This is a genomic window from Sphingomonas pseudosanguinis, assembly GCF_052056765.1.
Taxonomy (GTDB): Bacteria; Pseudomonadota; Alphaproteobacteria; order Sphingomonadales; family Sphingomonadaceae; genus Sphingomonas; species Sphingomonas pseudosanguinis.
Genome location: NZ_CP189888.1, coordinates 2,575,365 through 2,600,973 on the forward strand (window position 1 = coordinate 2,575,365; position 25,609 = coordinate 2,600,973).

At 68.6% G+C, this 25,609-nt stretch carries 22 protein-coding genes; 13 read left to right on the plus strand and 9 right to left on the minus strand.

Translation table 11 applies throughout. From position 1 onward, the window contains the following. Positions 1–224 precede the first annotated feature (224 nt). Positions 225–1,238, minus strand: a complete 1,014-nt coding sequence (locus ACQHGV_RS11700) for a 4-hydroxyproline epimerase (protein ID WP_440978310.1) — start codon at positions 1,236–1,238, stop codon at positions 225–227. Positions 1,239–1,313: 75 nt separating this feature from the next. Between ACQHGV_RS11700 and ACQHGV_RS11705 the strand changes: the two genes are divergently transcribed. The 3 genes from ACQHGV_RS11705 to ACQHGV_RS11715 all read left to right on the plus strand — a co-directional run bounded on the left by ACQHGV_RS11705 (position 1,314) and on the right by ACQHGV_RS11715 (position 7,103). After that, positions 1,314–2,549 (plus strand): NAD(P)/FAD-dependent oxidoreductase, encoded by a 1,236-nt coding sequence (locus ACQHGV_RS11705; protein ID WP_440978311.1) that lies wholly within the window; start codon positions 1,314–1,316, stop codon positions 2,547–2,549. 649 nt (positions 2,550–3,198) lie between these two features. Further along, complete coding sequence (locus ACQHGV_RS11710) at positions 3,199–3,609, plus strand: hypothetical protein (protein WP_440978312.1); 411 nt, start codon at positions 3,199–3,201, stop codon at positions 3,607–3,609. A 107-nt stretch (positions 3,610–3,716) separates the two neighbouring features. After that, the gene (locus ACQHGV_RS11715; RefSeq protein WP_440978313.1) at positions 3,717–7,103 is read left to right on the plus strand and encodes a chromosome segregation SMC family protein; all 3,387 of its coding nucleotides are present in this window, start codon (positions 3,717–3,719) and stop codon (positions 7,101–7,103) included. Between the two features lie 137 nt (positions 7,104–7,240). Here the strand turns inward: ACQHGV_RS11715 and ACQHGV_RS11720 are convergent, their stop codons facing one another. From ACQHGV_RS11720 to pdxH, 3 genes are read right to left on the minus strand one after another with little or no spacing between them, the layout of a single operon-like run. Next, positions 7,241–8,044, minus strand: a complete 804-nt coding sequence (locus ACQHGV_RS11720) for a PhzF family phenazine biosynthesis protein (RefSeq protein WP_440978314.1) — start codon at positions 8,042–8,044, stop codon at positions 7,241–7,243. Beyond that, positions 8,044–8,994 carry a cation diffusion facilitator family transporter gene (locus ACQHGV_RS11725; RefSeq protein WP_409787345.1) on the minus strand — a complete coding sequence of 317 codons (951 nt, stop codon included), beginning with the start codon at positions 8,992–8,994 and terminating at the stop codon, positions 8,044–8,046. Before ACQHGV_RS11725 ends, ACQHGV_RS11720 begins: the two co-directional genes overlap by 1 nt. Beyond that, complete coding sequence (gene pdxH / locus ACQHGV_RS11730; protein WP_440978315.1) at positions 8,991–9,572, minus strand: pyridoxamine 5'-phosphate oxidase; 582 nt, start codon at positions 9,570–9,572, stop codon at positions 8,991–8,993. The genes ACQHGV_RS11725 and pdxH overlap by 4 nt, the downstream gene beginning before the upstream one ends. A 222-nt stretch (positions 9,573–9,794) precedes the next feature. Between pdxH and ACQHGV_RS11735 the strand changes: the two genes are divergently transcribed. Further along, complete coding sequence (locus ACQHGV_RS11735) at positions 9,795–12,248, plus strand: circularly permuted type 2 ATP-grasp protein (protein WP_440978316.1); 2,454 nt, start codon at positions 9,795–9,797, stop codon at positions 12,246–12,248. Continuing rightward, positions 12,245–13,138, plus strand: coding sequence for a transglutaminase family protein (locus ACQHGV_RS11740; protein WP_440978317.1), 894 nt, complete (start codon positions 12,245–12,247; stop codon positions 13,136–13,138). Before ACQHGV_RS11735 ends, ACQHGV_RS11740 begins: the two co-directional genes overlap by 4 nt. A 201-nt stretch (positions 13,139–13,339) precedes the next feature. Here ACQHGV_RS11740 and ACQHGV_RS11745 read toward each other — a convergent pair whose 3' ends face one another. Then, positions 13,340–13,570, minus strand: coding sequence for a hypothetical protein (locus tag ACQHGV_RS11745; protein WP_183950419.1), 231 nt, complete (start codon positions 13,568–13,570; stop codon positions 13,340–13,342). A gap of 101 nt (positions 13,571–13,671) precedes the next feature. Between ACQHGV_RS11745 and ACQHGV_RS11750 the strand changes: the two genes are divergently transcribed. From ACQHGV_RS11750 to ACQHGV_RS11775, 6 genes are all read left to right on the plus strand, one after another. Next, positions 13,672–14,613, plus strand: a complete 942-nt coding sequence (locus tag ACQHGV_RS11750) for a DnaJ C-terminal domain-containing protein (RefSeq protein ID WP_440978318.1) — start codon at positions 13,672–13,674, stop codon at positions 14,611–14,613. A 7-nt stretch (positions 14,614–14,620) separates the two neighbouring features. Beyond that, a complete protein-coding gene (locus ACQHGV_RS11755) occupies positions 14,621–15,592 on the plus strand; it encodes a YihY/virulence factor BrkB family protein (RefSeq protein ID WP_440978319.1) in 972 nt (323 codons plus the stop codon). A gap of 8 nt (positions 15,593–15,600) precedes the next feature. Beyond that, on the plus strand, positions 15,601–16,392 hold the full coding sequence (gene fabI / locus ACQHGV_RS11760) for an enoyl-ACP reductase FabI (RefSeq protein ID WP_440980196.1): 792 nt from the start codon (positions 15,601–15,603) through the stop codon (positions 16,390–16,392). A 201-nt stretch (positions 16,393–16,593) separates the two neighbouring features. Next, positions 16,594–17,139: a GNAT family N-acetyltransferase gene (locus tag ACQHGV_RS11765; RefSeq protein ID WP_440978320.1), complete on the plus strand. Its 546-nt coding sequence runs from the start codon at positions 16,594–16,596 to the stop codon at positions 17,137–17,139. After that, a complete protein-coding gene (aroC, locus tag ACQHGV_RS11770; RefSeq protein ID WP_440978321.1) occupies positions 17,136–18,203 on the plus strand; it encodes a chorismate synthase in 1,068 nt (355 codons plus the stop codon). Before ACQHGV_RS11765 ends, aroC begins: the two co-directional genes overlap by 4 nt. A gap of 62 nt (positions 18,204–18,265) precedes the next feature. Further along, complete coding sequence (locus ACQHGV_RS11775; protein ID WP_409787360.1) at positions 18,266–18,691, plus strand: hypothetical protein; 426 nt, start codon at positions 18,266–18,268, stop codon at positions 18,689–18,691. 242 nt (positions 18,692–18,933) lie between these two features. On the opposite strand, the gene ACQHGV_RS11780 is transcribed toward ACQHGV_RS11775, so the two are convergent. Both ACQHGV_RS11780 and ACQHGV_RS11785 read right to left on the minus strand, forming a co-directional pair. Next, positions 18,934–20,223: an adenylosuccinate synthase gene (locus tag ACQHGV_RS11780; RefSeq protein ID WP_440978322.1), complete on the minus strand. Its 1,290-nt coding sequence runs from the start codon at positions 20,221–20,223 to the stop codon at positions 18,934–18,936. A gap of 112 nt (positions 20,224–20,335) precedes the next feature. Further along, positions 20,336–21,442 carry an ATP phosphoribosyltransferase regulatory subunit gene (locus tag ACQHGV_RS11785; protein WP_440978323.1) on the minus strand — a complete coding sequence of 369 codons (1,107 nt, stop codon included), beginning with the start codon at positions 21,440–21,442 and terminating at the stop codon, positions 20,336–20,338. A gap of 140 nt (positions 21,443–21,582) precedes the next feature. Here ACQHGV_RS11785 and ACQHGV_RS11790 point away from each other — a divergent pair, with 140 nt between their 5' ends. Then, positions 21,583–22,179, plus strand: coding sequence for an exopolysaccharide biosynthesis protein (locus ACQHGV_RS11790; RefSeq protein WP_440978324.1), 597 nt, complete (start codon positions 21,583–21,585; stop codon positions 22,177–22,179). A gap of 74 nt (positions 22,180–22,253) precedes the next feature. After that, the gene (locus ACQHGV_RS11795; RefSeq protein WP_183950411.1) at positions 22,254–22,643 is read left to right on the plus strand and encodes a hypothetical protein; all 390 of its coding nucleotides are present in this window, start codon (positions 22,254–22,256) and stop codon (positions 22,641–22,643) included. Positions 22,644–22,695: 52 nt separating this feature from the next. On the opposite strand, the gene serA is transcribed toward ACQHGV_RS11795, so the two are convergent. Next, positions 22,696–24,273: a phosphoglycerate dehydrogenase gene (gene serA / locus ACQHGV_RS11800; RefSeq protein ID WP_183950410.1), complete on the minus strand. Its 1,578-nt coding sequence runs from the start codon at positions 24,271–24,273 to the stop codon at positions 22,696–22,698. Positions 24,274–24,354: 81 nt separating this feature from the next. Beyond that, entirely contained in the window at positions 24,355–25,512 is a 1,158-nt protein-coding gene (locus ACQHGV_RS11805; protein WP_440978325.1) for a phosphoserine transaminase, read from the minus strand. Positions 25,513–25,609 lie beyond the last annotated feature (97 nt).

Consider the following 25,609-nt stretch of genomic DNA (forward strand, 5'->3'; position numbering starts at 1 on the left):
ATCGCCCCGGCCAAGGCCGGGGCGGGTCTACGCGAAGGCGCGAAAGATTTTGTTCGCGCGGAGACGCGGAGGCGCGGAGAAGGCAGCCCGCGCGGCAGCGTCTTGGCATCATCGAAAGGCCAATATCTTAAGGCCGCGGACGCAGCGAGTCCTGCCCCTCCGCGTCTCCGCGCCTCCGCGCGAACCTCTTCCTCTTCGAGTCCTCACGGCTTCGCGTGGTGCCTTTATACCACCGTGAACCCGGCCCAGAACGGGTCCTCGCGATCGATCCAGATGGTGTTGAAGCCGGTCGATACCGCCGAACCCTGGATCGACGGTATGATCGCCGCCTGCCCGCCAAGTTCGGTGGCCTCCTCGACCCGGCCGATGAACCGGCTGCGGATATAGCTTTCATGGACGAAGCGGTCGCCGACGCTAAGCCGCCCCTTGGCCGCCAGGTGGGCGAGACGCGCCGAGGTGCCGGTGCCGCAAGGCGAACGGTCGATCGCCCGCTCGCCGTAAAACACCGCGTTGCGCCCGTCCGCATCCCCGGCCGAGGGCTTGTCGGCCCAGAGCACATGGCTGACCCCCCGGATCGAAGGTTCGAGCGGATGCACCGGCTCGAACTTCTCGCGCACCAGTTCGCGGATCGTGCGGCTGAGTTCCACCAGCTTCGACGCGCCCAGATTGTCGAGCCCGGTATAGGCCCCCTGCGGCTCGACGATGGCATAATAGTTGCCGCCATAGGCGACATCCAGCGTCAGCGGGCCGAATCCCGGCACGTCGATCGCGATCCCCTCGGCCGCCAGATAGGCGGGCACGTTGCGGATGCGCACCGCCGTGACCTTCGCGCCCTGCTTCTCATATTCGATATGGATGGTGCCCGCCGGCACCTCCACCTTCAGCTTGCCCGGCTCACGCGGGGTGATCAGGCCGTTTTCCAGGCCGAAGGTGATCATGCCGATCGTACCGTGCCCGCACATCGGCAGGCAGCCGCTGGTTTCGATGAACAGGATCGCCGCGTCGCTGTCGGCCTCGCACGGCGGATAGAGGAAGCCGCCCGACATCATGTCATGCCCGCGCGGCTCGAAGCACAGCCCGGTGCGAATCCAGTCGAACCGTTCCAGGAAATCCAGCCGCCGCTCGGCCATGCTGGCCCCGCGCAGCAGCGGCGCGCCGCCCGCCACCAGCCGGACGGGATTGCCGGCGGTATGGCCGTCGATACAGAAAAAGGTGTGGCGGATCGTCGGTGTCGTCATCGGGATTTCCTTGCTACCCAATCCGTATACGGTATCATATGGCCCATGCCCAAGCCGGAAAATGCGTCTCCCTCCATGTCCGATCGAACCGCGCTGATCATCGGCGGCGGCGTCGTGGGGATGACGACCGCGCTGGCGCTGCAACGGTGCGGCTGGGTGGTGACATTGGTCGAGGCGGAGGAGAACCCCCAGGCCGCATCCTGGGGCAATGCCGGTCATATCGCCACCGAACAGGCCGAGCCGATCGCCTCGCCCAAGATGGTGCGCGGCTTTGCCGGCAAGCTGTTCTGCCGGGGCGGTGCGCTGGCGCTTCCACCGCGTGAGATCGGGACCTGGCTGCCCTTCGCGCTGCGACTGCTGGGGGCGGCGCGTGCGGATCGCTATGCGCGGGCACATAGCGCGCTGGCCGCGCTGCTGGCGGAGGCGATGCCCGCCTGGCGGCGGCATGTCGCGGCGCTGGACGCCCCCGGATTGCTGCGCGAGGACGGGCATGTCGTGCTGTGGGAAACGCCCGAGAGCGCCGCACGCGGACTGGCGGGCTGGCAGGCGGCGGACACCGGCACAGCACGTTTCCGGGCATTGACCGAGGCAGAGCTGGCGCAATGGCAAAGCCGGATCGCCAGCCCGATCGCGGGTGGCATCCGCTTCGAGGGCAGCGGCCAGATCGCCGACCCGACCCAGCTCGCCGACACCGCACGGACGCGCTTCCTGGCGGACGGCGGCACGCTGCTGACCGGTCGGGTCGCGGCGATCGGCGACGGCGAAGTCCGTCTGAACGACAACCGCCGCCTGACCGCCGACCAGATCGTCGTGACGGCGGGCGTGGCGAGCGCCGCGCTGCTCCGCCCCTTCGGCCTGAAAGCCCCGATCATCGCCGAGCGCGGCTATCACCTGCAGACCGGCCCCCAGGTCGACTGGCCCGCCGACCTGCCCCCGGTGGTGTTCGAGGACCGCTCGATGATCGTCACCCGCTTCGCCGGGGGCTTACGCGCCGCCAGTATCGTCGAATTCGCGCGCGCCAAGGCCAGGCCCGACCCCGCCAAGTGGAACCGCCTGCGCCGCCACATCGCGGCGCTCGGCCTGCCGATCGGCGAGGACGCCAAGCCCTGGATGGGCGCACGGCCGACCTTGCCGGACTATCTGCCCGCCATCGGCCGGGTGCCGGGCGTGCGGGGGGTGTCCTATGCCTTCGGGCACAACCATCTCGGCCTGACGCTGGCGCCGATTACGGGGGAACTGGTCGCGGGGATGTTGGGGGGTGATGCGACAGCGGTGTCGCTGACCCCATTCGGGTTGGAACGCTTCAGCTAAGACGGCCGGATCGACATTCATCTCCTTCCTCCCCTGGAAGGGGAGGTGGCAGGCCGAAAGGCCTGACGGAGGGGTGTCTTGGTCTGAGAGGTTGAACCGCATCCGCGACCGGGGACACCCCTCCACCATCCTTTGGATGGTCCCCCTCCCCTTCCAGGGGAGGAACAGGATGAATGTCGATCCACCCTTAGGCCAACACTCGCCTGCCGGCTGACCGCACCTATCGCTTGGGGATGAATACCCCTTGATGGCCGCTTCGTCGCAATAGAAGCTGGTGCTCCTGGCGGACCGGCTTTGCCCCTCCATCCCGCACCAGAGCCCAATAGGCCGCCCGCAGGGGATCGGACGCGCACTCTTCCAGCTGGGTGTCAATCATATCCTTTTGCGCGGACACGACCCATCGGTTGCAGCCGTCGAACCCCGCAACGATCTGTCCGTCCTGCGTGACGATCTCGAACCCGGATCGTGGCCGCCCGTCCATCGCGACCGATGTCCATACCTCGCGCCCTTGCGAACCGCACGATGCGAGCAGACAGAACAGGAGCAGCTTGCATTTCATGGTCCGGAAACACGACAATATGCGATCGGCTCCCTGCCCGTCATCGACCATGGATGGTTCGGATCGCGGGCAAGCGGCAGGACGAGGTCGATGATGCGTCGGGACAAGGACTATTGGCAACGGCTCCGCAAAGACCCCCGCTCCAACTGGGCGGCAGGGATGGCCGCGCTCGCCGCGATCGCGGCATCCGTCATGCTGATCGGTCTGCTGGTGGAGGGCAGCCAGTATCGGGCACGCACCAATCCGCTCTACTGGATACTGATGCTCCCGGCGGTCTGGTGGTCGACCGGCTTGGCGCGGTTCGAACCCCGGCCCGTCCGCTGGTGGAAACCGGCCCTGCTCCTCTGCGTCGCCATCGCGGGCGCCGTCCTGGCGCTGGCGATCGATAGCGGCGATGGGATGCCGGAGGCGATCGGCTTTGCCCTCACGCTGATCAGCGCAGTCTCCAGCATGGTCCTTCTTCGCAACAGCCTCGTCGCGCGCGAAGGGCCGGCCCAGTAGATCGCCGCCGGATACCGCGTGCGGCTTGTGTCGACGCCCCCCTCGACAATCCCCCCCCATTCGCTATCGATTAACCACGTATCGACGTGAGGGCAGCGACCGGGTCCGTGCAGATCAAGCGGCTTCGCATTTCGGGTTTCAAGAGCTTCGTCGATCCGGCCGATCTGGTCATCGAACCGGGGCTGACCGGCGTTGTCGGGCCCAATGGCTGCGGCAAGTCGAACCTGCTCGAGGCGTTGCGCTGGACGATGGGCGAGAACAGCGCGCGGTCGATGCGCGGCGCCGGTATGGAAGACGTGATCTTCGCCGGCACCGCCACCCGCCCGCCGCGCGACTTCGCCGAGGTGACGATCCTGGCCGAGCGCGAGGGCGAGGAAACCGAGATCGTCCGCCGGATCGAACGCGGCGCGGGCTCGGCCTACCGGATCGACGGCCGCGACGTGCGGGCCAAGGACGTGGCGCTGCTGTTCGCCGATGCCGCGACCGGCGCGCACTCACCCGCGCTCGTCAGCCAGAACCGGATCGGCGCGGTCATCGCCGCCAAGCCAGCCGAGCGCCGCGCCATGCTGGAGGAAGCCGCCGGTATCTCGGGCCTGCACGTCCGCCGCCGCGATGCTGAGACACGGCTGCGCGCGACCGAGGCCAATCTGGCGCGGCTGGACGAGGCGATCGCCGATCAGGACGCGCGCGTCGCTGCCTTGCGGCGACAGGCACGCGCGGCCGAACGCTATCGCCTGCTGTCCGACCAGATCCGGGTGGCCGAGGGGCGGATGATTTTCGCGCGCTGGCGCGATGCCGCCGCCGCCGCGACCACCGCCAAGGCCGAGGCCGCCGCCGCCGAGGCGCAGGTGGAGGCGACCACCGCCACCGAGCGCAGCACGGCGGAGGCACAGGAACAGGCGGTCGCGCTCGCCGCGCGTACCCGCGCCGCCGCACTCGCCGCCCGCGATGCCCTGAGCGAGGCGGGCCATGCGCTGTCCCGCGCGCGCGACCGCCGCCACGGCCTGCAACGCCGGATCGAGGAACTGGCCGCCACGCGCACCCGCATCGACGAGGATCGCGCGCGCGAGGATGCGCTGGCGCATGACGCCGCCGCCGCGATCCGCCGCTTGGCCGACGAGCGAGAAGACCTGAACGCCCGCATCGCCCATGCCGAACAGGCCATGCCCCGGCTCGACGCGCTGCTCGCCGAGGCGGAGAGCCGCAACCGCGACGCCGAGATCGCGCTGGCCAAGGCGCTGTCCGCCCAAGCCGCCGAGGCGGCCGAACGCCGGATCGCCGAGGGCGCGCTGTCGGCGGCGCGGGGTCGCCACGAACGCGCCGAACGCGACGCGCGCGGGGTCGCCGCCGCCATCGCCGCGCTGCCCGACATGGCCGATCAGGAGGCGCAGCGCGAAGCCGCCATCGCCACCCAGGCCGCCGCGCGCATCGACGCCGACAAAGCCCGCGCCGCGCTCGGTTGGGCCGAGGAAAGCGAACTGACCGCCACCGCCGAGCGCGATGCGGCGGAGACCGCGCGGGCACAGGCCATCGCCGCGCTTGCCGCGCTGGACGCCGAAGTCGCGACGCTGATCCGCGCCACCGAGCGCAAGGGCGGCGACCGTTTGTTGGACGAGGTGCAGGCCGAGCCGGGCTTCGAACGCGCACTCGCCGCCGCGCTGGGCGACGAACTGGATACGCCGCTGGCCGACTGGCACGGCTCGGAGATGGCGGCGGATGATCCGCCCGCGCCGGTCGGGACGCTGTCGCTCGGCGCGCGGATCAAGGCGCCACCCACCCTCGCCCGCCGACTGTCGCAGATTTTCCTGGTCGAGGCGGATTCGGGGCAGGCGCTGGCGGTCGGGCAGCGGCTGGTGACGCGCGAGGGGCGGCTGCGGCGCTGGGACGGCTATATCGGCGAGGGCGGTGGCGCGGCGGCGGCCGAACGGATGGAGCGGCGCAATCGGCTGGCCAAGCTGGAGGCCGAACGGCCGGCGGTGGAGACCAGCCTGCGCGTCGCGACCGAGGCGCGCGCCGCGATCGACGACCGCATCGCCCGCGCCCGCCTGGCCGCCGCCAGTGCACGCGCGCTCTTGGCAAAGGCGGAGGCCGCGCACCGCGACGCGCAGCGCGCCGAGGATCGTGCCCAGGCGCAGGTCGAACGGCTGGCCGGCCAGCGCGCCGACCTCGCCACTCGGGCCGAGCGCATCGCCGCCGAGATGGACGAGGCGCTGGCCGAATGCGAACGCGCCGCCGCCGCGCTGGAGGCGCTGCCCGACGGTTCGGCCAGTGCGGCGGAGACGGCGCGGCTCCAGACCGAGACGCAGTTGGCGCGCTCCGCCGTGGCGCTGGCCCGGTCCGAGCGGACGACGCTCGACCGCAGTCTGGCGCAGACCCGTGACCGGCTGGAGGCGGCGACGACCGAAGCGGAAAGCTGGGACCAGCGCGAGGGCCAGGCGGCAGGCCGGATCGCCGAGATGGATGCGCGCGCCGCGACCTTGGCCGCCGAGGCCGCCGCACTCGCCGATCGCCCCGCACAGCTCGCCGAGGAGATCGCGACGCTTGCCGCCGCGCATGACGCCGCGCGCGCCGATGCCGAGCGGACCCAGGCGGAGGAGGCCGACGCCGAGCGCGCGCTGCGCGCCGCCGAGGCCGTGCACGCCGGCGCCAACGCCCTGCTGTCGGCCGCGCGCGAAGCGCGTGCGGGGGCGCTGGCGCGGGTGGAAAATCATGAACTCCGCCGGGTCGAACTGGGCCGCGTGTCGGGCGAGCGCTTCGCCTGTCCCGCGCCGGTGCTGCCCGAACGGCTGGCGTTCGAGGCCGCCAGTGTTGGCTCGCCGCAAGTCGAGGGGGGCCTGCACGAAAAGCTCTCCGCCGACCGCGAACGCATCGGCCCGGTCAATCTGGTCGCCGAGCGCGAGCTGGCCGAACTGGAGGCCGCCGGTATCGCCAATGCCGCCGAGCGCGAGGATCTGGCGCAGGCGGTGACGCGGCTGCGCGGCTCGATCGGGCTGCTCAACCGCGAGGGGCGGCAAAGGCTGCTGGCGGCGTTCGAGGCGGTGAACGGCCATTTCCAGACGCTGTTCGCGACGCTGTTCGATGGCGGGTCGGCACATCTGGCGCTGGTCGATTCGGACGATCCGCTGGAGGCCGGGCTGGAGATCATGGCGCAGCCGCCGGGCAAGCGGCTTCAATCGCTGACGCTGTTGTCGGGCGGCGAACAGGCGCTGACGGCGGTGGCGCTGATCTTCGGACTGTTCCTGACCAACCCCGCGCCGATCTGCGTACTGGACGAGGTCGATGCACCGCTGGACGATGCCAATATCGACCGGTTCTGCGGGCTGCTCGACCGGATGACGCGCGAGACAGATACGCGCTATCTGATCGTCACGCATAATGCGGTGACGATGAGCCGGATGCACCGTTTGTTCGGGGTAACGATGATCGAGCGCGGGGTCAGCCGGTTGGTCTCGGTGGACTTGCAGGCGGCGGAGACGTTGCTGGCGGCGGAGTGAGACCGCCTCAATCCTCTGCCAAGCCGCAAAGATGGGACGTGCGCTTCGACTTCGCTCAGCGGGAACGGTTGCGGGATGATTTGGCCTAATCCTACGCTCCGTTCAGCCTGAGCGAAGTCGAAGGCCACGCGAAACCCTTACGGCAGCAGGAACGTCCCCTCGATCACGGTCACGCACCCGCCGTTCAGGATCACGCGCTCGCCGTCCAGCCGACAGGTCAAACGCCCGCCCCGCGCACTCGCCTGTTCCGCAACGAAGGAGTCGCGGCCCAGCTTTTCAGTCCAGTACGGCGTCAGCACCGCATGCGCCGCGCCCGTCACCGGGTCCTCGTCGATCGCGAAGGCGGGGACGAAGACGCGGCTGACCACATCGGCCTCCCCTGCCCCGCCGCGCGCGGTCAGGATCACGACATAGCGCCCCGCCTTGGCCAGCTCAGCGAAGTCGGGCGTGCAGGCCCGTACCCTGGCCGCATCGTCGACCACGACGACCGCATAGCCCGCCGGATGGCGGAGCGTCTCGACCACGCCGTCCACGCCCAGTGCCTCGACCACGCCCGGCAGCGTTTCGGGCGATGGCGTGCGTTCGGGCAGGGACATGCTGTACCCCAGCCCGTCGCGCGCCACCTCCAGCACCCCGGCATGGCGCGTCGCGAACCGCACCCGCTCGCGCGTGGTATCCGACGTCAGAACGACATGCCCACTCGCCAGCGTGGCATGACCGCACATCTCCACCTCGTCGCCGGGGGTGAACCAGCGCAGCTCGAAATCCGCCTCGCCACCGTCCGCCGGCACCAGAAAGGCGGTTTCGGACAGGTTGTTCTCCTGCGCGATTCGCCGCAGCGTGGCGTCGACGAGCCACGCCGACAGCATCATCACCGCCGCCGGATTCCCGCCGAACGCGGCATCGGCAAAGGCATCGACCTGGGTGAAGGGAATACGCATCAATAGACCCGCTTGCCGAACCAATGGGGGGTGACGTCCGCCTCGACCAGCGGATTGTCGGTGTCGACATGGCCCTCGGGATCGAGATGGATCAGCACCTCGACCTTGGGGAAGGCGCGGCGCAGCGCGCGCTCGACGCCCTCGACCACGTCATGCGCGGCGGCGACCGTCATGTCGCGGTCGACCTCCATGTGGAATTGCGCGAAGTCGTGGCTGCCCGAACGCCGGGTGCGGAAGTCGTGGATGCCCTTCAGCCCCGGCTGGCGCGCGGCGACGTCGAGGAAGGCGGCGCGCTGGTCGTCGGGCCATTCCTTGTCCATCAGCTGGTCGATCGCGGTCGAGGACGCCTGGAACGCGCCCCAGGCCAGCCACAGCGCGATGGCGATGCCGAAGACCGGGTCCGCGCCGTGCCAGCCGAGATACTGGTCGAGCACCATCGCAACGATCACCGATCCGTTGAGCAGCACGTCCGACTGGTAATGGACATTGTCCGCCAGGATCGCGACCGATCCGGTGCGGCGGATGACACTGCGCTGATAGGCGAGCAGGACCACCGTCGCCAGGATCGCGATCACCGACACGCCGATGCCGAACTCGGCGTCGCTGGTCGGATTGTCCGCGCCCAGCGCCATCACCGCTCGCCAGGCGATGCCCGCCGCCGACGCGGTGATCAGTGCCACCTGGAACAGCGCCGCCAGCGCCTCCGCCTTGCCATGCCCGAAACGGTGGTCATGGTCGGCCGGGGTCGCCGCCAGCCGCACGCCGTACAGCGTCACGAGGCTGGCGAGCAGATCGAGCGCGGTGTCCGCGAGCGAGCCCAGCATCGCGACCGATCCGGTCCGCCACGCGGCGAACCCTTTGAGCGCCAGCAGGAACAGCGCCATCGCGACGCTGGCCAGCGCCGCCTTGGTCGCCAGCGGAATGACCTTCTTGCGTTCGTCCTGGGTCACGGGAACAGCAGCCCTTCGTCCCAGCCATTCTCGCCGGTGCGGGTGAAGACGCGGCGCTCATGCAGCCGGTGTTCGCGATCGAGCCAGAACTCGATCCGCTCAGGTGTCACGCGGTATCCGCCCCAATGCGGCGGACGCGGCACATCGCCGTCCTCGAATCGGGCGCGCATATCTTCGAACCGCGCCTCGAACGTCTCGCGCGAGTCGAGCGGGCGCGACTGGTCCGAGGCCCAGGCGCCCAGCTGCGAATCGCGACCCCGGCTGGCGAAATAGGCGTCCGACTCGGCGTCACCGACGCGAGAGATCGGCCCCTCGATGCGGATCTGGCGGCGTAGCGACTTCCAATGGAACAGGAGCGCGGCCTTGCTGCCCTCGCCCAGCTCCTGCGCCTTGCGGCTTTCGCGGTTGGTATAGAACACGAAGCCGCGCGGATCATGGCCCTTCAGCAGGACCATGCGCACCGAGGGTTGCAGGTGCGCATCGACCGTCGCCAGCGCCATCGCATTGTAATCGTTGATCTCGCTCGCACGCGCCTCGGCAAGCCAGATGTCGAACAGGGCAAAGGGATCGTCAGCCATGCGCCCGCCCATACGCCTGTGGAAAGGGAAAACCAATGTCGCGAACGGAAACGCTGGCCGGGGTCTGGAGGGCGTTTGGCGACGGGTAGGGTCATTCCTCTCCTTGCAGGGAAGGAATGTCGGGAATGGCCATGTGGCGCCGGGCATCCCACACCGCAAATCCCGCCCGATCACCAATCGCCTGTTGCAACCTTCGCGCGATGCGGCGATTTTCCCCGACCGATGGACCCCTCCGAGGATAGCCCCGCCCAGGCCGCCGCCTGGATCACTGCCTATCGCGCCGCCGCCGGAGTGGACGTGATGGCGGGGTCGAACGATCCGGCCTGGGCCGCCATGCTGGAAGAACTGGCCGCCGTCGCCAGCAATCTGGCCCATGCGCGCGAGCGGGTGCAGCGTCATGCGGCGGATATCGGCACCGGCTTTCGCATCATCGGCGAAACCGACGAGCGGCCCTGGCCCGTCTCGCCCGTCCCGCTGTTGATCGACACCGGGGAATGGGCGGGGATCGAGGCGGGGGTGATCCAGCGCGCCGCGCTGCTGGAGACGATCCTGGCCGATCTCTACGGTCCCGGACGGCTGGTCGCCGACGGGCACATCCCCGCCGCGCTGGCGACGGGCAGCCCCTATTTCCTGCGGCCGATGGTCGGGATCACCCCACCGGGCGGCCATCACCTCAGCTTCGTCGCCTTCGACCTCGCGCGCGGGCCGGACGGCGAATGGCGGGTGCTGGCCGACCACCTGCGCAATCCGGCGGGCGCGGGCTATGCGCTGGAGAACCGGCTGGCGGTCAGCCGGACGCTGGGCGGTCTGCAGAACCGGCTGAACGTACAGCGGCACGCGCCCTTCTTCGCCGCCTTCCGCGCGGGCCTCGCCGCACAATGCCGTCGCGCCGATCCGCGGATCGGGCTGCTGACGCCCGGCCGCTTCAACCCGAGCTATCCTGAACAGGCGCATCTGGCGCGCTATCTCGGCCTGTTGCTGGTCGAGGGTGCGGACCTCGCCGCGATCGAGGGACAGGTGTATGTCCGCACGGTCGCGGGGCTGAAGCGGATCGACGCGCTGTGGCGGCGGCTCGATCCCCGGATGCTCGATCCGCTGGCGTTCGACAGCCATTCGCAGATCGGCGTGCCCGGCCTGATCGACGCCTATGTCGAGGGGCAGGTGGTGATCGCCAACGCGCCGGGCGCGGGCGTGTTGGAAAGCCCGGCCGTCTCCGCCTTCCTCCCCGCGCTCGCGCGGCATGTGACTGGCGAGGCGTTGCGGCTGCCCAATATCGCGACCTGGTGGTGTGGCGGCGCGCGCCAGGCCGCGCATGTCGCCGAGCATCTCGACACGCTGCTGATCGCCCCCGCCTTCGGCCCCAGGCCGTTGGGCCTACCCGCCGGCGCGCGGCCGGGCGCGAGCCTGTCGCCCGACGCGCGCGCCGCGCTGCTCGCCGACATGGCCCGGCGCCCGCAGGACTATGTCGGGCAGGAGATCGTCCGCCTGTCGACCATGCCCGTGGTCATCGGCGACCAGCTGGCGCCGCGCCCCTTCACGCTGCGCGTCTTTGCCGCGCGCGACGGCGAGGGGCGGTGGACCGTCCTGCCCGGTGGCTTCGGTCGCATCGGCGACCACCCCGAGGCGACCGCCGCGATGATCGGCGAAGGACTGTGGTCCGCCGATGTCTGCGTCCATGGGGCCGAGCCGGTAGCGCCGGTCTCGCTGCTCGCCGCGCCCGATTCGCTCCATGTCCGCCGCAATCCGGGGACGCTGCCCAGCCGGGTGGCCGACAATTTCTACTGGCTCGGCCGCTATCTGGAGCGGGGTGAGGCGCTGCTCGCGGCGATCCGGGTGATGCTCGGCAATTCGATCGATGTCGATGGCGGCGCGGCGCTCGACACGCGGACCGTCGGGCGGCTGGTCGGGCTGATCACCGGCGGCGGGGCCGCGCCGCATCCCGACAGCCTGCACCGCGCCGCACTGACCCAGTTCGCGCGCACCGCCATGGAGGATGAGGGGTTCCACTCGGTCGCGCGCATCAACCGGCTGGCGCGCGGGATCAGCGAAGGCTCACGTGACCGCCTGTCCGCCGACATGGTGCGGCTGCTCGAGGCCCCCTTCCCCAGCCATGTCGGGATGCTCGACCGGGCGGGCTCGCTCCAGCGCCGCTATGCGGCCATTGCCGGCCTGTCGGCCGAGCATATGGTGCGCACCACCGCCTGGCGCTTCCACGATCTCGGCCGCCGGGTAGAGCGCGCCATCGCGGTCGCTCGCGCGACGCGGCTGTTCGGCATGGCGGGCGCATCGGCGGACGATCTGTCGACCCTGCTCGACCTGGCCAACAGCCAGATCAGCTATCGCCAGCGTTATCCGACCGGCCTGGCGCGCGTCGCGGTGGTCGATCTGGTCGCGCTCGACCCCAACAATCCGCGCGCGCTCGCCTATCAGACCGCCCGCATCACCGACTGTCTGTCGCGCCTGCCGGTCCTGTCCGACGACGACATGGCCGAGCCGCAACAGGCGCAGGCCATCGCCATCCGCGCGGCGGTCGAAACCGCGGACGCGCGGACGCTCGACGCCGATACGCTGGGCGATGTCGAGCGGCGGCTGGGCCTGTTGTCCGAGGCGATCGCCAGGCGCTATTTCCTGCAGGGCGCGGAGCCCTTGCGGGCGGGTGGATTGACGCTCGCATGATCTACGACATCCGCCATATCACCCGCTTCGATTATGGCGCGCAGGTCAAATATGCGCGCTGCAATCTACGGCTGAAGCCCATCGACTGGCCGGGCCAGACGCTGGAAAGCTACGACCTGATCGTCGAGCCGGTCGGCCGCACCCGTGCCGCCCATGCCGAGGCGGGGCTGGCGCATGTCACCCGGCTGGTCGTCGACCGCCCGGTGCGCAGCCTGACCATCGAGAGCCGCGCGCGCATGGTCGTCGACCGGCCGGTGCCGATGCCTTCCCCGAGCGACCCGACGCTGGCCGATGTGTCCGCGCTCGCCCGGAGCAGCCGTGATCTGTCGGCGGCGAGTCCGGCCAATTACATCTTCCCCTCGCCCCTCATCCCACTCGACCCCGCCATCGCCGAGTGGTGCGCCGCCGACCTGTCGCCCGACCGCGGCGCGCTGGAGGCGGGCTTCGCGCTGGCGAACCGTATCCAGCGCGAATTCGCCTTCGACCCCACCGCCACGCTGGTCGACACGCCCCCGGCCGAAGCCTTCCGCCAGCGGCGCGGCGTCTGCCAGGATTTTGCGCAGATCATGATCACGGGACTGCGGGCGGCGGGCATCCCGGCGGCCTATGCCTCGGGCTATATCCGCACTTTGCCGCCACCTGGACAGGCGCGACTGGTGGGGGCGGACGCCACCCATGCCTGGGTGCTGATCTGGGGCGGGCCGGAAGCGGGCTGGGTCGGGGTCGATCCGACCAACGGCATCTGGATGGCGGGCGACCATATCATCGTCGCGGTCGGCCGCGACTATGCCGAGATTGCGCCGGTCGATGGCGTGGTGCTGGGCTCGGGCGCGCAGAAGATGGACGTCAGCGTCGACGTCGCGCCGCTGGAGGAGATGGTGGCGGGGTAGGCCGGCCCACCTCCACCATCTTCTATCCCGCCCCCCCCGTTCAAAGGTTTCCCTTGGCCTTCGACTTCGCTCAGGCTGAACGGGGTTGGGGCCGATGCAACCTCAGTTCGCACTGAGCGAAGTCGAAGTGCACGCCCTCCGCTTTGCCACGAGCGTTTTCCCTTGGCCTTCGACTTCGCTCAGGCTGAACGGAGGATTGGGTTATCCCTCCTCGGTCACCGCATTGGGATTGTCCTTGTCCGGGTCGGGATGGCCGCCCTTGCCATGGTACGCTGCCCCGCTTTGGCCGCCATGGAAGTCGCCTTCCCGCTCTGGCACGCCTTCATAGCCGCCACCCTGGCTTTCGCCGCCATGTTTGCCCGGCGCATCCGACACGCCGTCGGGCGCGCCCTTCTTCCCGTCCTTATCCACGGCTTGCATCGGCTGGGTCATGATCCGTCTCCTTTGTCATGGCTCAACGCATGGGCAACGGATTGCGCTCCGGCGCGGACTTCCCCACATGGAAAGGCAATACACTGCCAACGGGGAACAGAGTGGCCGATCCATATCAGACGCTGGGCGTAAGCCGCACGGCCAGCGAAGCCGATATCAAGAAAGCCTATCGCAAGCTGGCGAAGGAACTGCATCCCGACCGTAACAAGGACAATCCCAAGGCGGCGGAGAAGTTCAGCCAGGTCACCAACGCCTATGACCTGCTGAACGACAAGGACAAGCGCGCGCGGTTCGATCGCGGCGAGATCGATGGCGACGGCAATCCCGCCTCGCCCTTCGGCTTTGGCGGCGGGGCCGGTGGTCCGCGCCCGGGTGCGGGCGGCGGCGGGTTCCGCCAGCAATTCGATTTCGGCGGCGAGGGCGCCGACATGTCCGACATCTTCGAGGGGATGTTCGGCGGGGCCGGGCGTGGCGGCTTTTCGGGCGGTTTCGGTGGCTTTGGCGGCGGTCGCCGACAGGCCCCCAAGGGCGCCAACATCGCCTATGCGCTGAAGGTCCCCTTCATCGACGCCGCGACGCTCAGCCCGCAGCGGGTGACGCTGGGCGACGGCAAGACGATCGATCTGAAGCTGCCCGCCGGGGTCGAGACGGGCACGCAGATGCGGCTCGGCGGCAAGGGCGAGCCGGGACTGGGCGGTGCGGGCGACGCGATCGTGACGATCGAGGTCAGCCCACATGCCTTCTTCACCCGCGACGGCGACGATGTCCGCCTCGACCTGCCCATCTCGCTGACCGAGGCGGTGCTCGGTGGCCAGGTGAAGGCGCCGACGGTCGAGCGCCCGGTCATGCTGACCGTGCCCAAGGGGACCAGCTCGGGCAAGACGCTGCGCCTGAAGGGCAAGGGCTTTCACAAGAAGGATGGCGGGCGCGGCGATCAGCTGATCACCCTGATCATCGACATTCCCGCCGATGATGCCGCGCTGCAACGCTTCGCCGCCGAATGGACCGACGGCAGGAACCCGAGGGCCGCCATGGGCGTCTGATCGTTCCATGAGCGATGCGAACGGCCTGACTCCTGAAGAACGCGCCCATCACCCCGGCAAGGCCCGCCAGCGGCTGGACCGGCAGATCGCGAAGGTCGGTCCCGGCTCCTATGCCTTCGAGGTATTGAAGCGGACCAGCCTGGGCGTGTTCAACGACGGGTTCATCCATGCCGGGAACCTCGCCTATCTGGCGTTGATGACGCTGTTTCCGTTCTTCATCACGACGGCGGCGCTCTTGTCGCTGTTCGGACAGAGCAACGAGACGCAGCATGCGGTAGAGAGCTTCCTCCACGTCCTGCCCCCCGATGTCAGCGACCTGTTGCGCAAACCCATCGCCGATGTGCTGGCCGCGCGGACGGGCTCGCTGCTGTGGCTGGGCGGGCTGGTCGGCCTGTGGACGGTCGGCGGTTTCATCGAGACGATCCGCGACATCTTCCACCGCGCTTATGGGGTGAAGGCGACGGCGGCGTTCTGGAAATCGCGGCTGTCCTCGACGCTGGTCATGATCGCATCGGTCATCGTTGCGCTGCTGTCCTTCCTCGTCGCCGGCGTCCTGACCGCGGCCGAACAGTTCATTTATCGTCTTGTCCCCTTCTCGCAGGACGTGGCGGGCTGGGTCGGACTGTCGCGGCTGATCCCGGGCGTCGTCATGTTCGGGGCGCTGTATCTGCTCTTCTATTCGGTCACCCCGGCCAAATATCGCGAGAGCGAATGCCGCAAATGGCCGGGGGCGTTGTTCACCGCCGCCTGGTGGGTCAGCATGACCGCGCTGCTCCCCTGGGTGCTGTCGCAACTGGGCGGTTATGACATGACCTATGGTAGCCTGGCGGGCGTCGTCGTGATGCTGTTGTTCTTCTATCTGATCGGCCTGGGGCTGGTTTTCGGTGCGCATTTGAACGCGGCACTGGCGGAACCCCCCGAACCGGCGCTAGAGAGGGCGATTGATGGAAGTGAACCGGCAGGAGCGGTAACGGCGTGAACGGATTGATGGCAGGCAAGCGGGGGCTCATCATGGGCCTGGCCAATGACAAATCGCTGGCCTGGGGCATCGCCAAGCAGCTTTCGGAGGCGGGCGCGGAGCTCGCCTTTTCGTATCAGGGCGCGGCGATGGAAAAGCGGGTCCGCCCGCTGGCCGAACAGCTGGGCGTGGCGCGCCTGTTCGATTGCGACGTGTCCGAGATGGCGTCGCTCGACAAACTCTTTGCCGACCTGAAGACAGAATGGCCGACGATCGACTTCGTGGTCCACGCCATCGGCTTTTCGGACAAGTCGCAGCTGCGCGGGCGTTATTACGACACCACGCTCGACAATTTCCTGATGACCATGAACATCTCGGCCTATTCGCTGGTCGCCGTCGCCCAGCGCGCGCGGGCAATGATGCCGGAGGGCGGGTCGATCCTGACACTGACCTATTATGGCGCGGAAAAGGTCATCCCGCATTACAACGTCATGGGCGTGGCCAAGGCGGCGCTGGAGACGAGCGTGAAGTATCTCGCGGTCGATCTGGGTCCGGAGAATATCCGCATCAACGCGATCTCGGCGGGCCCGATCCAGACGCTGGCCGCGCGCGGCATCGGCGACTTCAACTATATTTTGAAGTGGAACGAGCTGAACTCGCCGCTGCGCCGGACCGTGACGATCGAGGATGTGGGCGGCGCTGGCCTGTACATGCTGTCCGACCTGTCGTCGGGCGTGACGGGTGAGATTCACCATGTCGACGCCGGGTACAACGTCATCGGCATGAAAGCCGAAGACGCGCCGGACATCGCGCTGGCGTAATAAACTTTTCCTCCTCTGTAAGGGGAGGGGGACCAGCGAAGCTGGTGGAGAGGTGTAACCGGCAGCGAGGGCAGACTGCCATCGCCAACCGTGACACCCCTCCGTCAGGCCTGCGGCCTGCCACCTCCCCTTCCAGGGGAGGAATGGGCGGCCAACATTATCTATCGCGCCTTGCGCTCCGGCGACGCTAAAGACCAAGCCATGTCCGACCAGCCTACCGCCGCCATCACCATCCGCCCCGCGCAAGGGGCCGACGTCGCCGCGCTCGACGCGTTGCTCGTCGCCAGCTTCCCCGCCCCTGCGGAAGCCGTGCTCGTCCGCGACCTGTGCGTCGAGGGCGACATGGTGCTGATGCTGGTCGCGATCGACGAGGCCACGGACGCCCTGATCGGCGCGATCGCGTTCAGCCGCATGGCCGTCGAAATCGGCGGCAAGCCGATCAATTCGGTCGCCCTCGCCCCCATCGCCGTCGCGCGCGAGTGGCGACAGCAGGGCGTCGGCGAGGCACTGGTCGCCGCCGGACTGGAACGGCTGGAGAAGGAAGGCGTCGTGCTCTGCTTCGCGCTCGGCGATCCTGCTTTTTACGGGCGGTTCGGCTTCGCGGCCGATGTCGCGAGCGGTTTCGACAGCCCCTATGCGGGTGAGTATTTCCTCGCTGCCCCGCTCCAGGGCGGCCTGATCCCCTGCGGCGTGCGCGGGGCCGCCACACATGCGCCGGCCTTTGCCCGGCTGGGAGACGCTGCGTGAGCTTCAACAGTTTCGGCCGCCTGTTCCGCTTCACCACCTGGGGCGAGAGCCATGGGCCCGCGCTGGGCGCAGTGGTCGACGGGTGCCCGCCGGGCATCGCGCTCTCCGAAGAGCACATCCAGCCCTGGCTCGACAAGCGCCGTCCGGGCACCAGCCGATTCACGACCCAGCGCCGCGAGCCCGATCAGGTCCGCATCCTGTCGGGCGTGTTCGAGGGGAAGACGACCGGCACCCCGATCAGCCTGATGATCGAGAATGTCGACCAGCGGTCCAAGGACTATTCGAACGTCGCGCTCGCCTATCGCCCCGGCCATGCCGATTACGCCTATGACGCCAAATACGGCTTTCGCGACTATCGCGGCGGCGGGCGCTCCTCGGCGCGCGAGACGGCGGCACGGGTCGCGGCGGGCGCGGTCGCGCGCGCGGTGATCCCACAGGTCCGTATCCGCGCCTGGGTCGAGTCGATCGGCGGCGACCGTATCGATTATGAGGTGTTCGACGATGCGCAGATCGACGCCAACCCCTTCTTCTGCCCCGACGCGGCGGCGGCCGAACGCTGGGAAGCGATCGTCGACAGTGCGCGCAAGTCCGGCTCCTCCGTCGGCGCGGTCGTCGCCTGTGAAGCGACCGGCGTGCCCGCCGGATGGGGCGCGCCGCTCTATGCCAAGCTGGACAGCGAACTCGCCTCGGCCTGTATGAGCATCAATGCGGTCAAGGGCTTCGAGATCGGCGACGGTTTCGCCGCCGCCGCGCTGACCGGCGAGCAGAATGCCGATCCGATGCGCGCCGGCAATGGCGGCCCTCGCTTCCTGGCCAATCATGCGGGCGGCATCGCTGGCGGCATCGCCACCGGCCAGCCCGTCACGATGCGCGTCGCGTTCAAGCCGACCAGCTCGATCCTGACCCCGGTCGACACCATCACCCGCACCGGCGAAGAGACGCAGATCGCCACCAAGGGCCGCCATGACCCCTGCGTCGGCATTCGCGGCGTTCCGGTGGTCGAGGCGATGGTCGCGCTGGTTTTAGCCGATCAGGCGTTGCTTCATCGCGGTCAATGTGGTTAAATGGAGGAACGGACGTTCTCCTGCCTCGTTAACTATTACGAGAACAAAGCAGGAGAGATTCGATGCGTTACATGCATATGATCGCCGCCGGTGCCCTTTTGATCCCGGCTGCGGGTTTCGCGCAGATGACCGGCGGCACCACGGGTGGCATGTCGGGGCAGACCGGCACCACGACCGGCCAGACGATGCCCGGGCAGATGCCGGGACAGACCGGCACCATGCCGGGCCAGACCACCATGGGTCAGCCCGACACGATGACCACGACGCCGAGCACCACCACCCGCTCGACGACGCGTAGCAAGAACCGCAGCCGGACCACCACGCCCGACAGCACGGTCAACACGCCGTCGACCATGCCGGATACGACGGGTTCGTCGACGACCACCGGCAGCGGCACGCTCGGCAGCGATCCGACGACCAGCGGTTCGATGGGCAGCGGCACCACCGGCGGCACCACCACGCCCCCGGGTAGCAGCGGCGGCATGTAACCCTTTCGGGTTCGTCACTACGGCAAAGGCCCGGTCGCGTGAGCGGCCGGGCCTTTTGTTTGGGTTCGGGGCGTGGCATTCAGACAAGGATGACATGGAAGGATTTGTCATTGCGAGCGTAGCGAAGCAATCCAGTGTCCTGGCAAGACGCCCTGGATTGCTTCGCTACGCTCGCAATGACGGAATAGGCCAAATTGACGTCATCACAAAAAAGGCCCCGACTGTCGCCGGGGCCTCGCAAATCAATCCGCAAACGGATCGCGAACCAAGATCGTATCCTCGCGCTCGGGGCTGGTCGACACCAGCGCCACAGGGCAACGGATCAGCTCCTCGATCCGCCGGATATATTTGATCGCCTGGGCGGGCAGATCGGCCCAGCTACGCGCACCGGCGGTGGATTCCTGCCAGCCTTCCATCGTCTCATAGACGGGGACGACCTTGGCCTGATCCGCCGCATGGGTCGGGTAATAGTCGAGCGTCTCGTCGCCCAGTTTGTAGCCGACGCAGATCTTCACCTCGTCGAACCCGTCGAGCACGTCGATCTTGGTCAGCGCGATGCCGGTGATGCCGCCGACCGCCGCCGACTGGCGCACCAGCACCGAGTCGAACCAGCCGCAGCGGCGCTTGCGGCCCGTGACGGTGCCGAACTCATGCCCGCGCTCGCCCAGGCGCTGGCCGGTTTCGTCCTCCAGCTCGGTCGGGAAAGGCCCCGAGCCGACGCGGGTGGTGTACGCCTTGGCGATGCCCAGCACGAAGCCGACGCCCGACGGTCCCAGGCCCGAGCCGCCCGCCGCCGCACCCGCGATGGTGTTGGACGAAGTGACGAAGGGATAGGTGCCGTGGTCGATGTCGAGCAGCACGCCCTGCGCGCCCTCGAACAGGATACGCTTGCCGCCGGTCCGCGCCTCGTTGAGGTCGCGCCACACCGGCTTGGCGAAGGGCAGGACGAACGCGGCGATCTCGCGCAGATCGGCCAGCAGCCGCTCGCGATCGACCGGCGGCTCGCCGAACCCGGCGCGCAGCGCGTCGTGGTGCGCGCACAGGCGGTCGAGCTGCGACCCCAGGTCGTCCAGATGTGCCAGATCGCATACGCGGATCGCGCGGCGACCGACCTTGTCCTCATAGGCCGGGCCGATACCGCGCCGCGTCGTGCCGATCTTGCCCGCCCCGCTGGCGTCCTCGCGCAGACCATCGAGATCGCGGTGGATCGGCAGGATCAGCGGGCAATTGTCGGCAACGCGTAGCGTCTCGGGCGAGGCATGGACGCCCTGCTCGGCCAGCCGCTCGATCTCCGCCTTCAGCGCCCAAGGATCGAGGACGACGCCGTTGCCGATGACGCTGGGGGTGCCGCGCACGATGCCCGAAGGCAGCAACGACAGCTTGTAGACATTCTCGCCGACGACCAGCGTGTGACCGGCATTATGCCCGCCCTGGAAGCGGACGACCATGTCGGCGCGTTCGGCCAGCCAGTCGACGATCTTGCCCTTGCCTTCGTCGCCCCATTGTGCGCCGATGACTGCTACATTTGCCATGGATGCTATGCTCCGCCTGCCGGACGGGCCCCATGCGCCCTTCGACAGGACTCGGCGGATGGGGGTTTCCAATAATGTGCGGGGCGCGCCTAGCGGGACGCGGCCCCGTATGTCAACCGGCGATGGCGGTCGGCTGACCGTCCGCCAGAATATGAGTGCACAGCTGCGCTTCGGGCGTGTCGCCCGCCTCCAGCGCCTGCACCGTCACCCAGCCCTGCCCCCGGAGCGATGCGCCCGTTTCAGGCGCGGTGCCGAAGGGTAGGAACAGCCGCCGCCGCTCGGTCGGCGGGGCGGTGGCGACGATCGCGTCGGCGTAGAGCGAGAAGCCGGTGGCCTTTTCCTCGGCGCCATCCTCGTGGAAGATGGTGTAGGTGCCACCACGCCCGACCTCACGCGGAGGACCGGCGACGAACAGCGAGAAGCCCAGCCAGCTCTGGAACTCGAAGCCATGCCGCTCGGTGGGGTCGAGCGTCATCGACACCCCCTCCCCCAGCGCGGCCGCGATCGCCTCCAGTGCATCGAGGCGGCTGGCGAGCACGCCTTGCGCGTCGAAGGCGCGCAGCCGCTCCATCGCGGTCGCGAACGGCCCGGCGGCCTCGACCAAAGGCAGATAGTCCGGCGCGATCGCCGCGACCCCGCCCGCATCCTTGGCGTCGAGCCGGTCGCGCAAGGCCGCCACCTGATCGGCCGCGACGGGCAGCGGTCCGGCGGCGAGCAGGTCGACCAGATCGGGCAGCGTGAAGTCGATCGAAATGCCGGTCGTGCCCGCCGCGACCAAAGCCTCGACCGCCACGCGCACGACTTCCGTCGCCGCCGCCGTCGAGTCGAGCCCGATCAACTCCGCCCCGATCTGCCGCCACTCGCGCGCGGGCGCCAGTTCGGAACCGCGCAGGCGGACAACGGTGCCCGCATAGGACAGCCGCACCGGGCGCGGGTGATGCCCCATGCGCGTGGCGGCGATCCGCGCGACCTGCGCGGTCAGGTCGGGCCGGATGGCGAGCGTACGCTGCGACACCGGATCGACGAAGCGCACCGCGTCATGCAGCCCGCCCGCCTTCAACCGCGAGCCCAGCGCCTCGGCGAATTCAATCGACGGCGGATCGGCACGCTCATAACCGTGCAGCCGCGCCGCCTCCAGCACCCGCGCCTCGACCGACGCGGCGGCATCGGCATACGGGGGAAGACGGTCGTGATAGCCTTCGGGAAGGAGCGCGGTCATCGGGCCTGATCCATGAAACGGACGGTGTTCGACGGGGTGCTTGGCCGTCCGGCCTCACCGCGTCAACCTCGTTCGCCCCGCATGGCGCGCCGGACGGCATGGCGGCCGGCGGAACCCGATCGCCGCGATGCCGTTTGCCCATGATGTCGGACGCCCCCAGCAGCATCGAAGACATTCTCAAGATTTTGAAGGATCTTGCCGACAAGCAGGATCGGGTGAAGTTGGGCGATGTCATCGAGGCGATCGGCGGACGCTCGTTTGGGCCGTTCCTGCTCCTACCCGCGCTGATCGACATCTCGCCGGTCGGGTCGATCCCCGGGCTGCCCACGGTCTTGGCGGCGATCATCATCCTGATCGCGGTGCAACTGGCGCTGGGGCGCGATCATCTCTGGGTGCCGGGGTTTCTCGCCCGCCGTTCGCTGGCGAGCAAGACGGTGTGCAAGATCGTCGACAAGGCCAAAAAGCCCGCCGCCTGGGCGGATCGCTGGTTCCACGGACGGCTGCCTGCGCTGACCAAGGGGCCGTTCGTCCGCGTCGCGGCGGTGGCGTGCATCCTGCTCGCGCTGACGGTGCCGCCACTCGAACTCCTGCCGCTCGCGACGACCGCGCCGATGGCGGCGATCGCGACCTTCGGGCTGGCGCTGATGGTGCGCGACGGGGCGGTGATGATCGTCTTCATCCTACTCGCCATCGGCGCGGTGGCGCTCGGCACCGGTTTCGCAATCACGAAAGCCTGAGCACGACATCCACGCTGGACGACCGCCGTTTCGCCACGCACGATGGCCGAAGCTAGCCGGCGGGGGATGGACAAATGGAAGTGCTGCTCGAGGTCGTCCTGCAGTTTGTCGGCGAGATTTTGTTGCAGCTCATCGGCGAGTTCCTCGTAAAGCTGGGCGTCCATGCCCTTGGCGCGCCGTTTTCGAGGCCAGCGAGCCCGCTGCGCAAGACGCTCGGCTATATTCTGCTGGGTGGCATGGCGGGCGGGATCAGCCTGCTGCTCGTGCCTGCGCTGATGATCCAGAACGAGTGGCTGCGTATGGCCAACCTCGTCATCACGCCCGTCACGGCGGGAGGGATCATGTGGTTTCTGGCCAGAAAGAAGGTCCGCAAAGGCGCGCCGCTCGTGGCGCTCGATCGCTTCGGCTATGCCTTCTTCTTCGCGCTCGCGATGAGTTCGGTGCGCTTCCTCTGGGCATCGTAGGGTTATGCCCCCTCTCCACCCACGGAGAGGGGGCATCGCCGTCTTCAAAGGTTCAGAACGCCAGACCCATCGCGGTCTTCACGCCCGGCAGCGCCTTGACCTTGGCCAGCAGCTCCGCATCCACCGCTTCGTCGACCGAGAGCAGCAGCACCGCTTCACCGCCCGCCGAGCGGCGGCCGAGGTGGAAGGTGCCGATATTGACGCCCGCCTCGCCCAGCGTCGTGCCTAGGCGACCGATGAAGCCCGGCGCGTCCTCGTTGACGACATAGAGCATCGGCCCGGCCAGATCCGCCTCGACCTTGATGCCGAACAGTTCGACCAGGCGCGGCGCCTGATCGCCGAACAACGTGCCCGCGACCGAGCGCTCGCCGTCCGCCGTCGTCACCGTGACGCGGACCAGCGTGTGGTAATCGCCCTCGCGGTCATGGCGCACTTCGCGCACGTCCAGGCCGCGCTCCTTGGCGAGGAACGGCGCGTTGACCATGTTCACCGTGTCCGAATGGACGCGCATGAAACCCGCTAGCACCGCTCCGGTGATCGGCTTGAGGTTGAGCGCAGCAGCGGCACCCTCCGCCTCGATCGCGATACCGGTGACCGCACCATGCGCCAGCTGGCCGACCAGGCTGCCCAGCTTTTCCGCCAGCGCCATATAGGGCTTCAGCTTGGGCGCTTCCTCGGCCGTCAAGCTCGGCATGTTGAGCGCGTTGGTGACGCCGCCCGAGACGAGATAATCCGCCAGCTGCTCGGCGACCTGGATCGCGACATTGACCTGCGCTTCGGTGGTCGACGCGCCCAGATGCGGGGTCGAGATGAAGTTGGGCGTGCCGAACAGCGGGCTTTCCTTGGCCGGTTCGACCTTGAACACGTCGAGCGCCGCGCCGCCGATATGGCCCGAGTCGAGCCCCGCCTTCAGCGCATCCTCGTCGATCAGGCCGCCGCGCGCGCAGTTGATGATCCGCACGCCCTTCTTGGTCTTGGCGAGATTCTCCGCCGACAGGATGTTGCGGGTCTGGTCGGTCAAGGGCGTGTGCAGCGTGATGAAGTCGGCGCGGGCGAGCAGTTCGTCCAGCGTGACCTTCTCGACGCCCATCTCCAGCGCGCGCTCGGGCGTCAGGAACGGATCGAAGGCGACGACCTTCATCCGTAGGCCGAGCGCACGGTCGGCGACGATCGAGCCGATATTGCCCGCGCCGATCAGGCCCAGCGTCTTGGACGTGAGTTCCACGCCCATGAAGCGGTTCTTCTCCCACTTGCCCGCTTGCGTCGAGGCATCGGCCTCGGGCAGCTGGCGGGCGAGCGCGAACATCAGCGCGATGGCGTGTTCGGCGGTGGTGATCGAGTTGCCGAACGGCGTGTTCATCACCACCACGCCCTTGGCGCTGGCGGCCGGGATGTCGACATTGTCGACACCGATCCCGGCGCGGCCGACGACCTTCAGGTTCGTCGCGTGCTCTAGGATGTCCTTGGTAACCTTGGTCGAGCTGCGGATCGCCAGGCCGTCATACTGGCCGATGATCGCCTTCAGCTCGTCGGGCGTCTTGCCGGTAATTTCGTCGACCTCGACCCCGCGCTCGCGGAAGATCTGGGCAGCCTTGGGGTCCATTTTGTCGCTGATGAGAACTTTGGGCATGGTTCACCTCGTCACCCCGGTACGGCCGGGGTTGTGGAATGGGAAAGGTCCCCGGCCCGCTGGCCGGGGGAAGAATAAGGATCAGGCCGCCTTGGCGGTGGCGTAGGCCCAGTCGAGCCAGGGGCCGAGCGCCTCGATATCGGCGGTCTCGACCGTGGCGCCGCACCAGATGCGCAGGCCAGCGGGCGCGTCGCGGTAACCCGCCACATCATAGGACGCGCCTTCGGCTTCGAGCAGCGAGGCCATCTTCTTGATGACCGCCTCGTCCGCGCCCTCGACCGTCAGGCAGACGCTAGTGGTCGAACGGATCGCCGGATCGGCGGCAAGATGGCCGAGCCAATCGCGCTCCTCGACGATCCGGTTCAGCGCCGCGGCATTGGCGTCCGAACGCGCGATCAGCGCCGCGGCACCGCCCAGGCCCTTGCCCCATTCGAGTGCAAAGATCGCGTCCTCGACAGCGAGCATCGAGGGGGTGTTGATCGTCTCGCCCTTGAACACGCCCTCGGCCAGCTTGCCCTTCGACACCAGGCGGAACACCTTGGGCAGCGGCCAGGCGGGGGTGTAGGTCTCCAGACGCTCGACCGCGCGGGGTCCGAGGATCAGGACGCCGTGCGCGCCCTCGCCGCCCAGCACCTTCTGCCACGAGAAGGTCGCGACATCGATCTTGTCCCAGGGCAGGTCATAGGCGAACACCGCGCTTGTCGCGTCGGCGAAGGACAGGCCTTCGCGGTCGTCGGCGATCCAGTCGCCGTTCGGCACGCGTACGCCCGAGGTGGTGCCGTTCCAGGTGAAGAGCACGTCGTTGGACCAGTCGACCGCCTCCAGGTCCGCGATCTGGCCGTAATCGGCGCGCAGGACAGTGGGGTCGAGCTTCAGCTGCTTGACCGCGTCGGTCACCCAGCCCTCGCCGAAGCTTTCCCAGGCGAGCGTGGTGACCGGACGCGCGCCCAGCATGGTCCACATCGCCATCTCGAACGCGCCGGTGTCGGAGCCGGGGACGATGCCGATGCGGTGGGTGTCGGGGAGCTTCAGCAGCTCGCGCATCAGGTCGATGCAATATTGCAGCCGCTGCTTGCCGATCTTCGAGCGATGCGAACGCCCGAGGCTGTCCGTCGCGAGCTTGGCGGCTTCCCAACCGGGAGGCTTGGCGCAGGGGCCGCTGGAAAAATAGGGACGCGCCGGTTTGGTGGCGGGCTTCGCGGGCGCAAGAGTGGCGTCAGCGGCAGTCGTATCAGTCATTTAAGACTCTCCTCACAGAGAGCACGCGCGGCGTTGGGACCGCGTGGCCCGTCGACGGCCCTAGCGATGTCGAACGAAGATGACAACCACAATCGTT

Coding starts and splice junctions, on each gene's coding strand:
- ACQHGV_RS11700 (WP_440978310.1), bottom strand. CDS start 1,238: ATGACGACACCGACGATCCGCCACACCTTTTTCTGTATCGACGGCCAT.
- ACQHGV_RS11705 (WP_440978311.1), top strand. CDS start 1,314: ATGTCCGATCGAACCGCGCTGATCATCGGCGGCGGCGTCGTGGGGATG.
- ACQHGV_RS11710 (WP_440978312.1), top strand. CDS start 3,199: ATGATGCGTCGGGACAAGGACTATTGGCAACGGCTCCGCAAAGACCCC.
- ACQHGV_RS11720 (WP_440978314.1), bottom strand. CDS start 8,044: ATGCGTATTCCCTTCACCCAGGTCGATGCCTTTGCCGATGCCGCGTTC.
- pdxH (WP_440978315.1), bottom strand. CDS start 9,572: ATGGCTGACGATCCCTTTGCCCTGTTCGACATCTGGCTTGCCGAGGCG.
- ACQHGV_RS11735 (WP_440978316.1), top strand. CDS start 9,795: ATGGACCCCTCCGAGGATAGCCCCGCCCAGGCCGCCGCCTGGATCACT.
- ACQHGV_RS11740 (WP_440978317.1), top strand. CDS start 12,245: ATGATCTACGACATCCGCCATATCACCCGCTTCGATTATGGCGCGCAG.
- ACQHGV_RS11745 (WP_183950419.1), bottom strand. CDS start 13,570: ATGACCCAGCCGATGCAAGCCGTGGATAAGGACGGGAAGAAGGGCGCG.
- ACQHGV_RS11755 (WP_440978319.1), top strand. CDS start 14,621: ATGAGCGATGCGAACGGCCTGACTCCTGAAGAACGCGCCCATCACCCC.
- fabI (WP_440980196.1), top strand. CDS start 15,601: ATGGCAGGCAAGCGGGGGCTCATCATGGGCCTGGCCAATGACAAATCG.
- ACQHGV_RS11765 (WP_440978320.1), top strand. CDS start 16,594: ATGTCCGACCAGCCTACCGCCGCCATCACCATCCGCCCCGCGCAAGGG.
- ACQHGV_RS11775 (WP_409787360.1), top strand. CDS start 18,266: ATGCGTTACATGCATATGATCGCCGCCGGTGCCCTTTTGATCCCGGCT.
- ACQHGV_RS11780 (WP_440978322.1), bottom strand. CDS start 20,223: ATGGCAAATGTAGCAGTCATCGGCGCACAATGGGGCGACGAAGGCAAG.
- ACQHGV_RS11785 (WP_440978323.1), bottom strand. CDS start 21,442: ATGACCGCGCTCCTTCCCGAAGGCTATCACGACCGTCTTCCCCCGTAT.
- ACQHGV_RS11790 (WP_440978324.1), top strand. CDS start 21,583: ATGATGTCGGACGCCCCCAGCAGCATCGAAGACATTCTCAAGATTTTG.
- ACQHGV_RS11795 (WP_183950411.1), top strand. CDS start 22,254: ATGGAAGTGCTGCTCGAGGTCGTCCTGCAGTTTGTCGGCGAGATTTTG.
- serA (WP_183950410.1), bottom strand. CDS start 24,273: ATGCCCAAAGTTCTCATCAGCGACAAAATGGACCCCAAGGCTGCCCAG.
- ACQHGV_RS11805 (WP_440978325.1), bottom strand. CDS start 25,512: ATGACTGATACGACTGCCGCTGACGCCACTCTTGCGCCCGCGAAGCCC.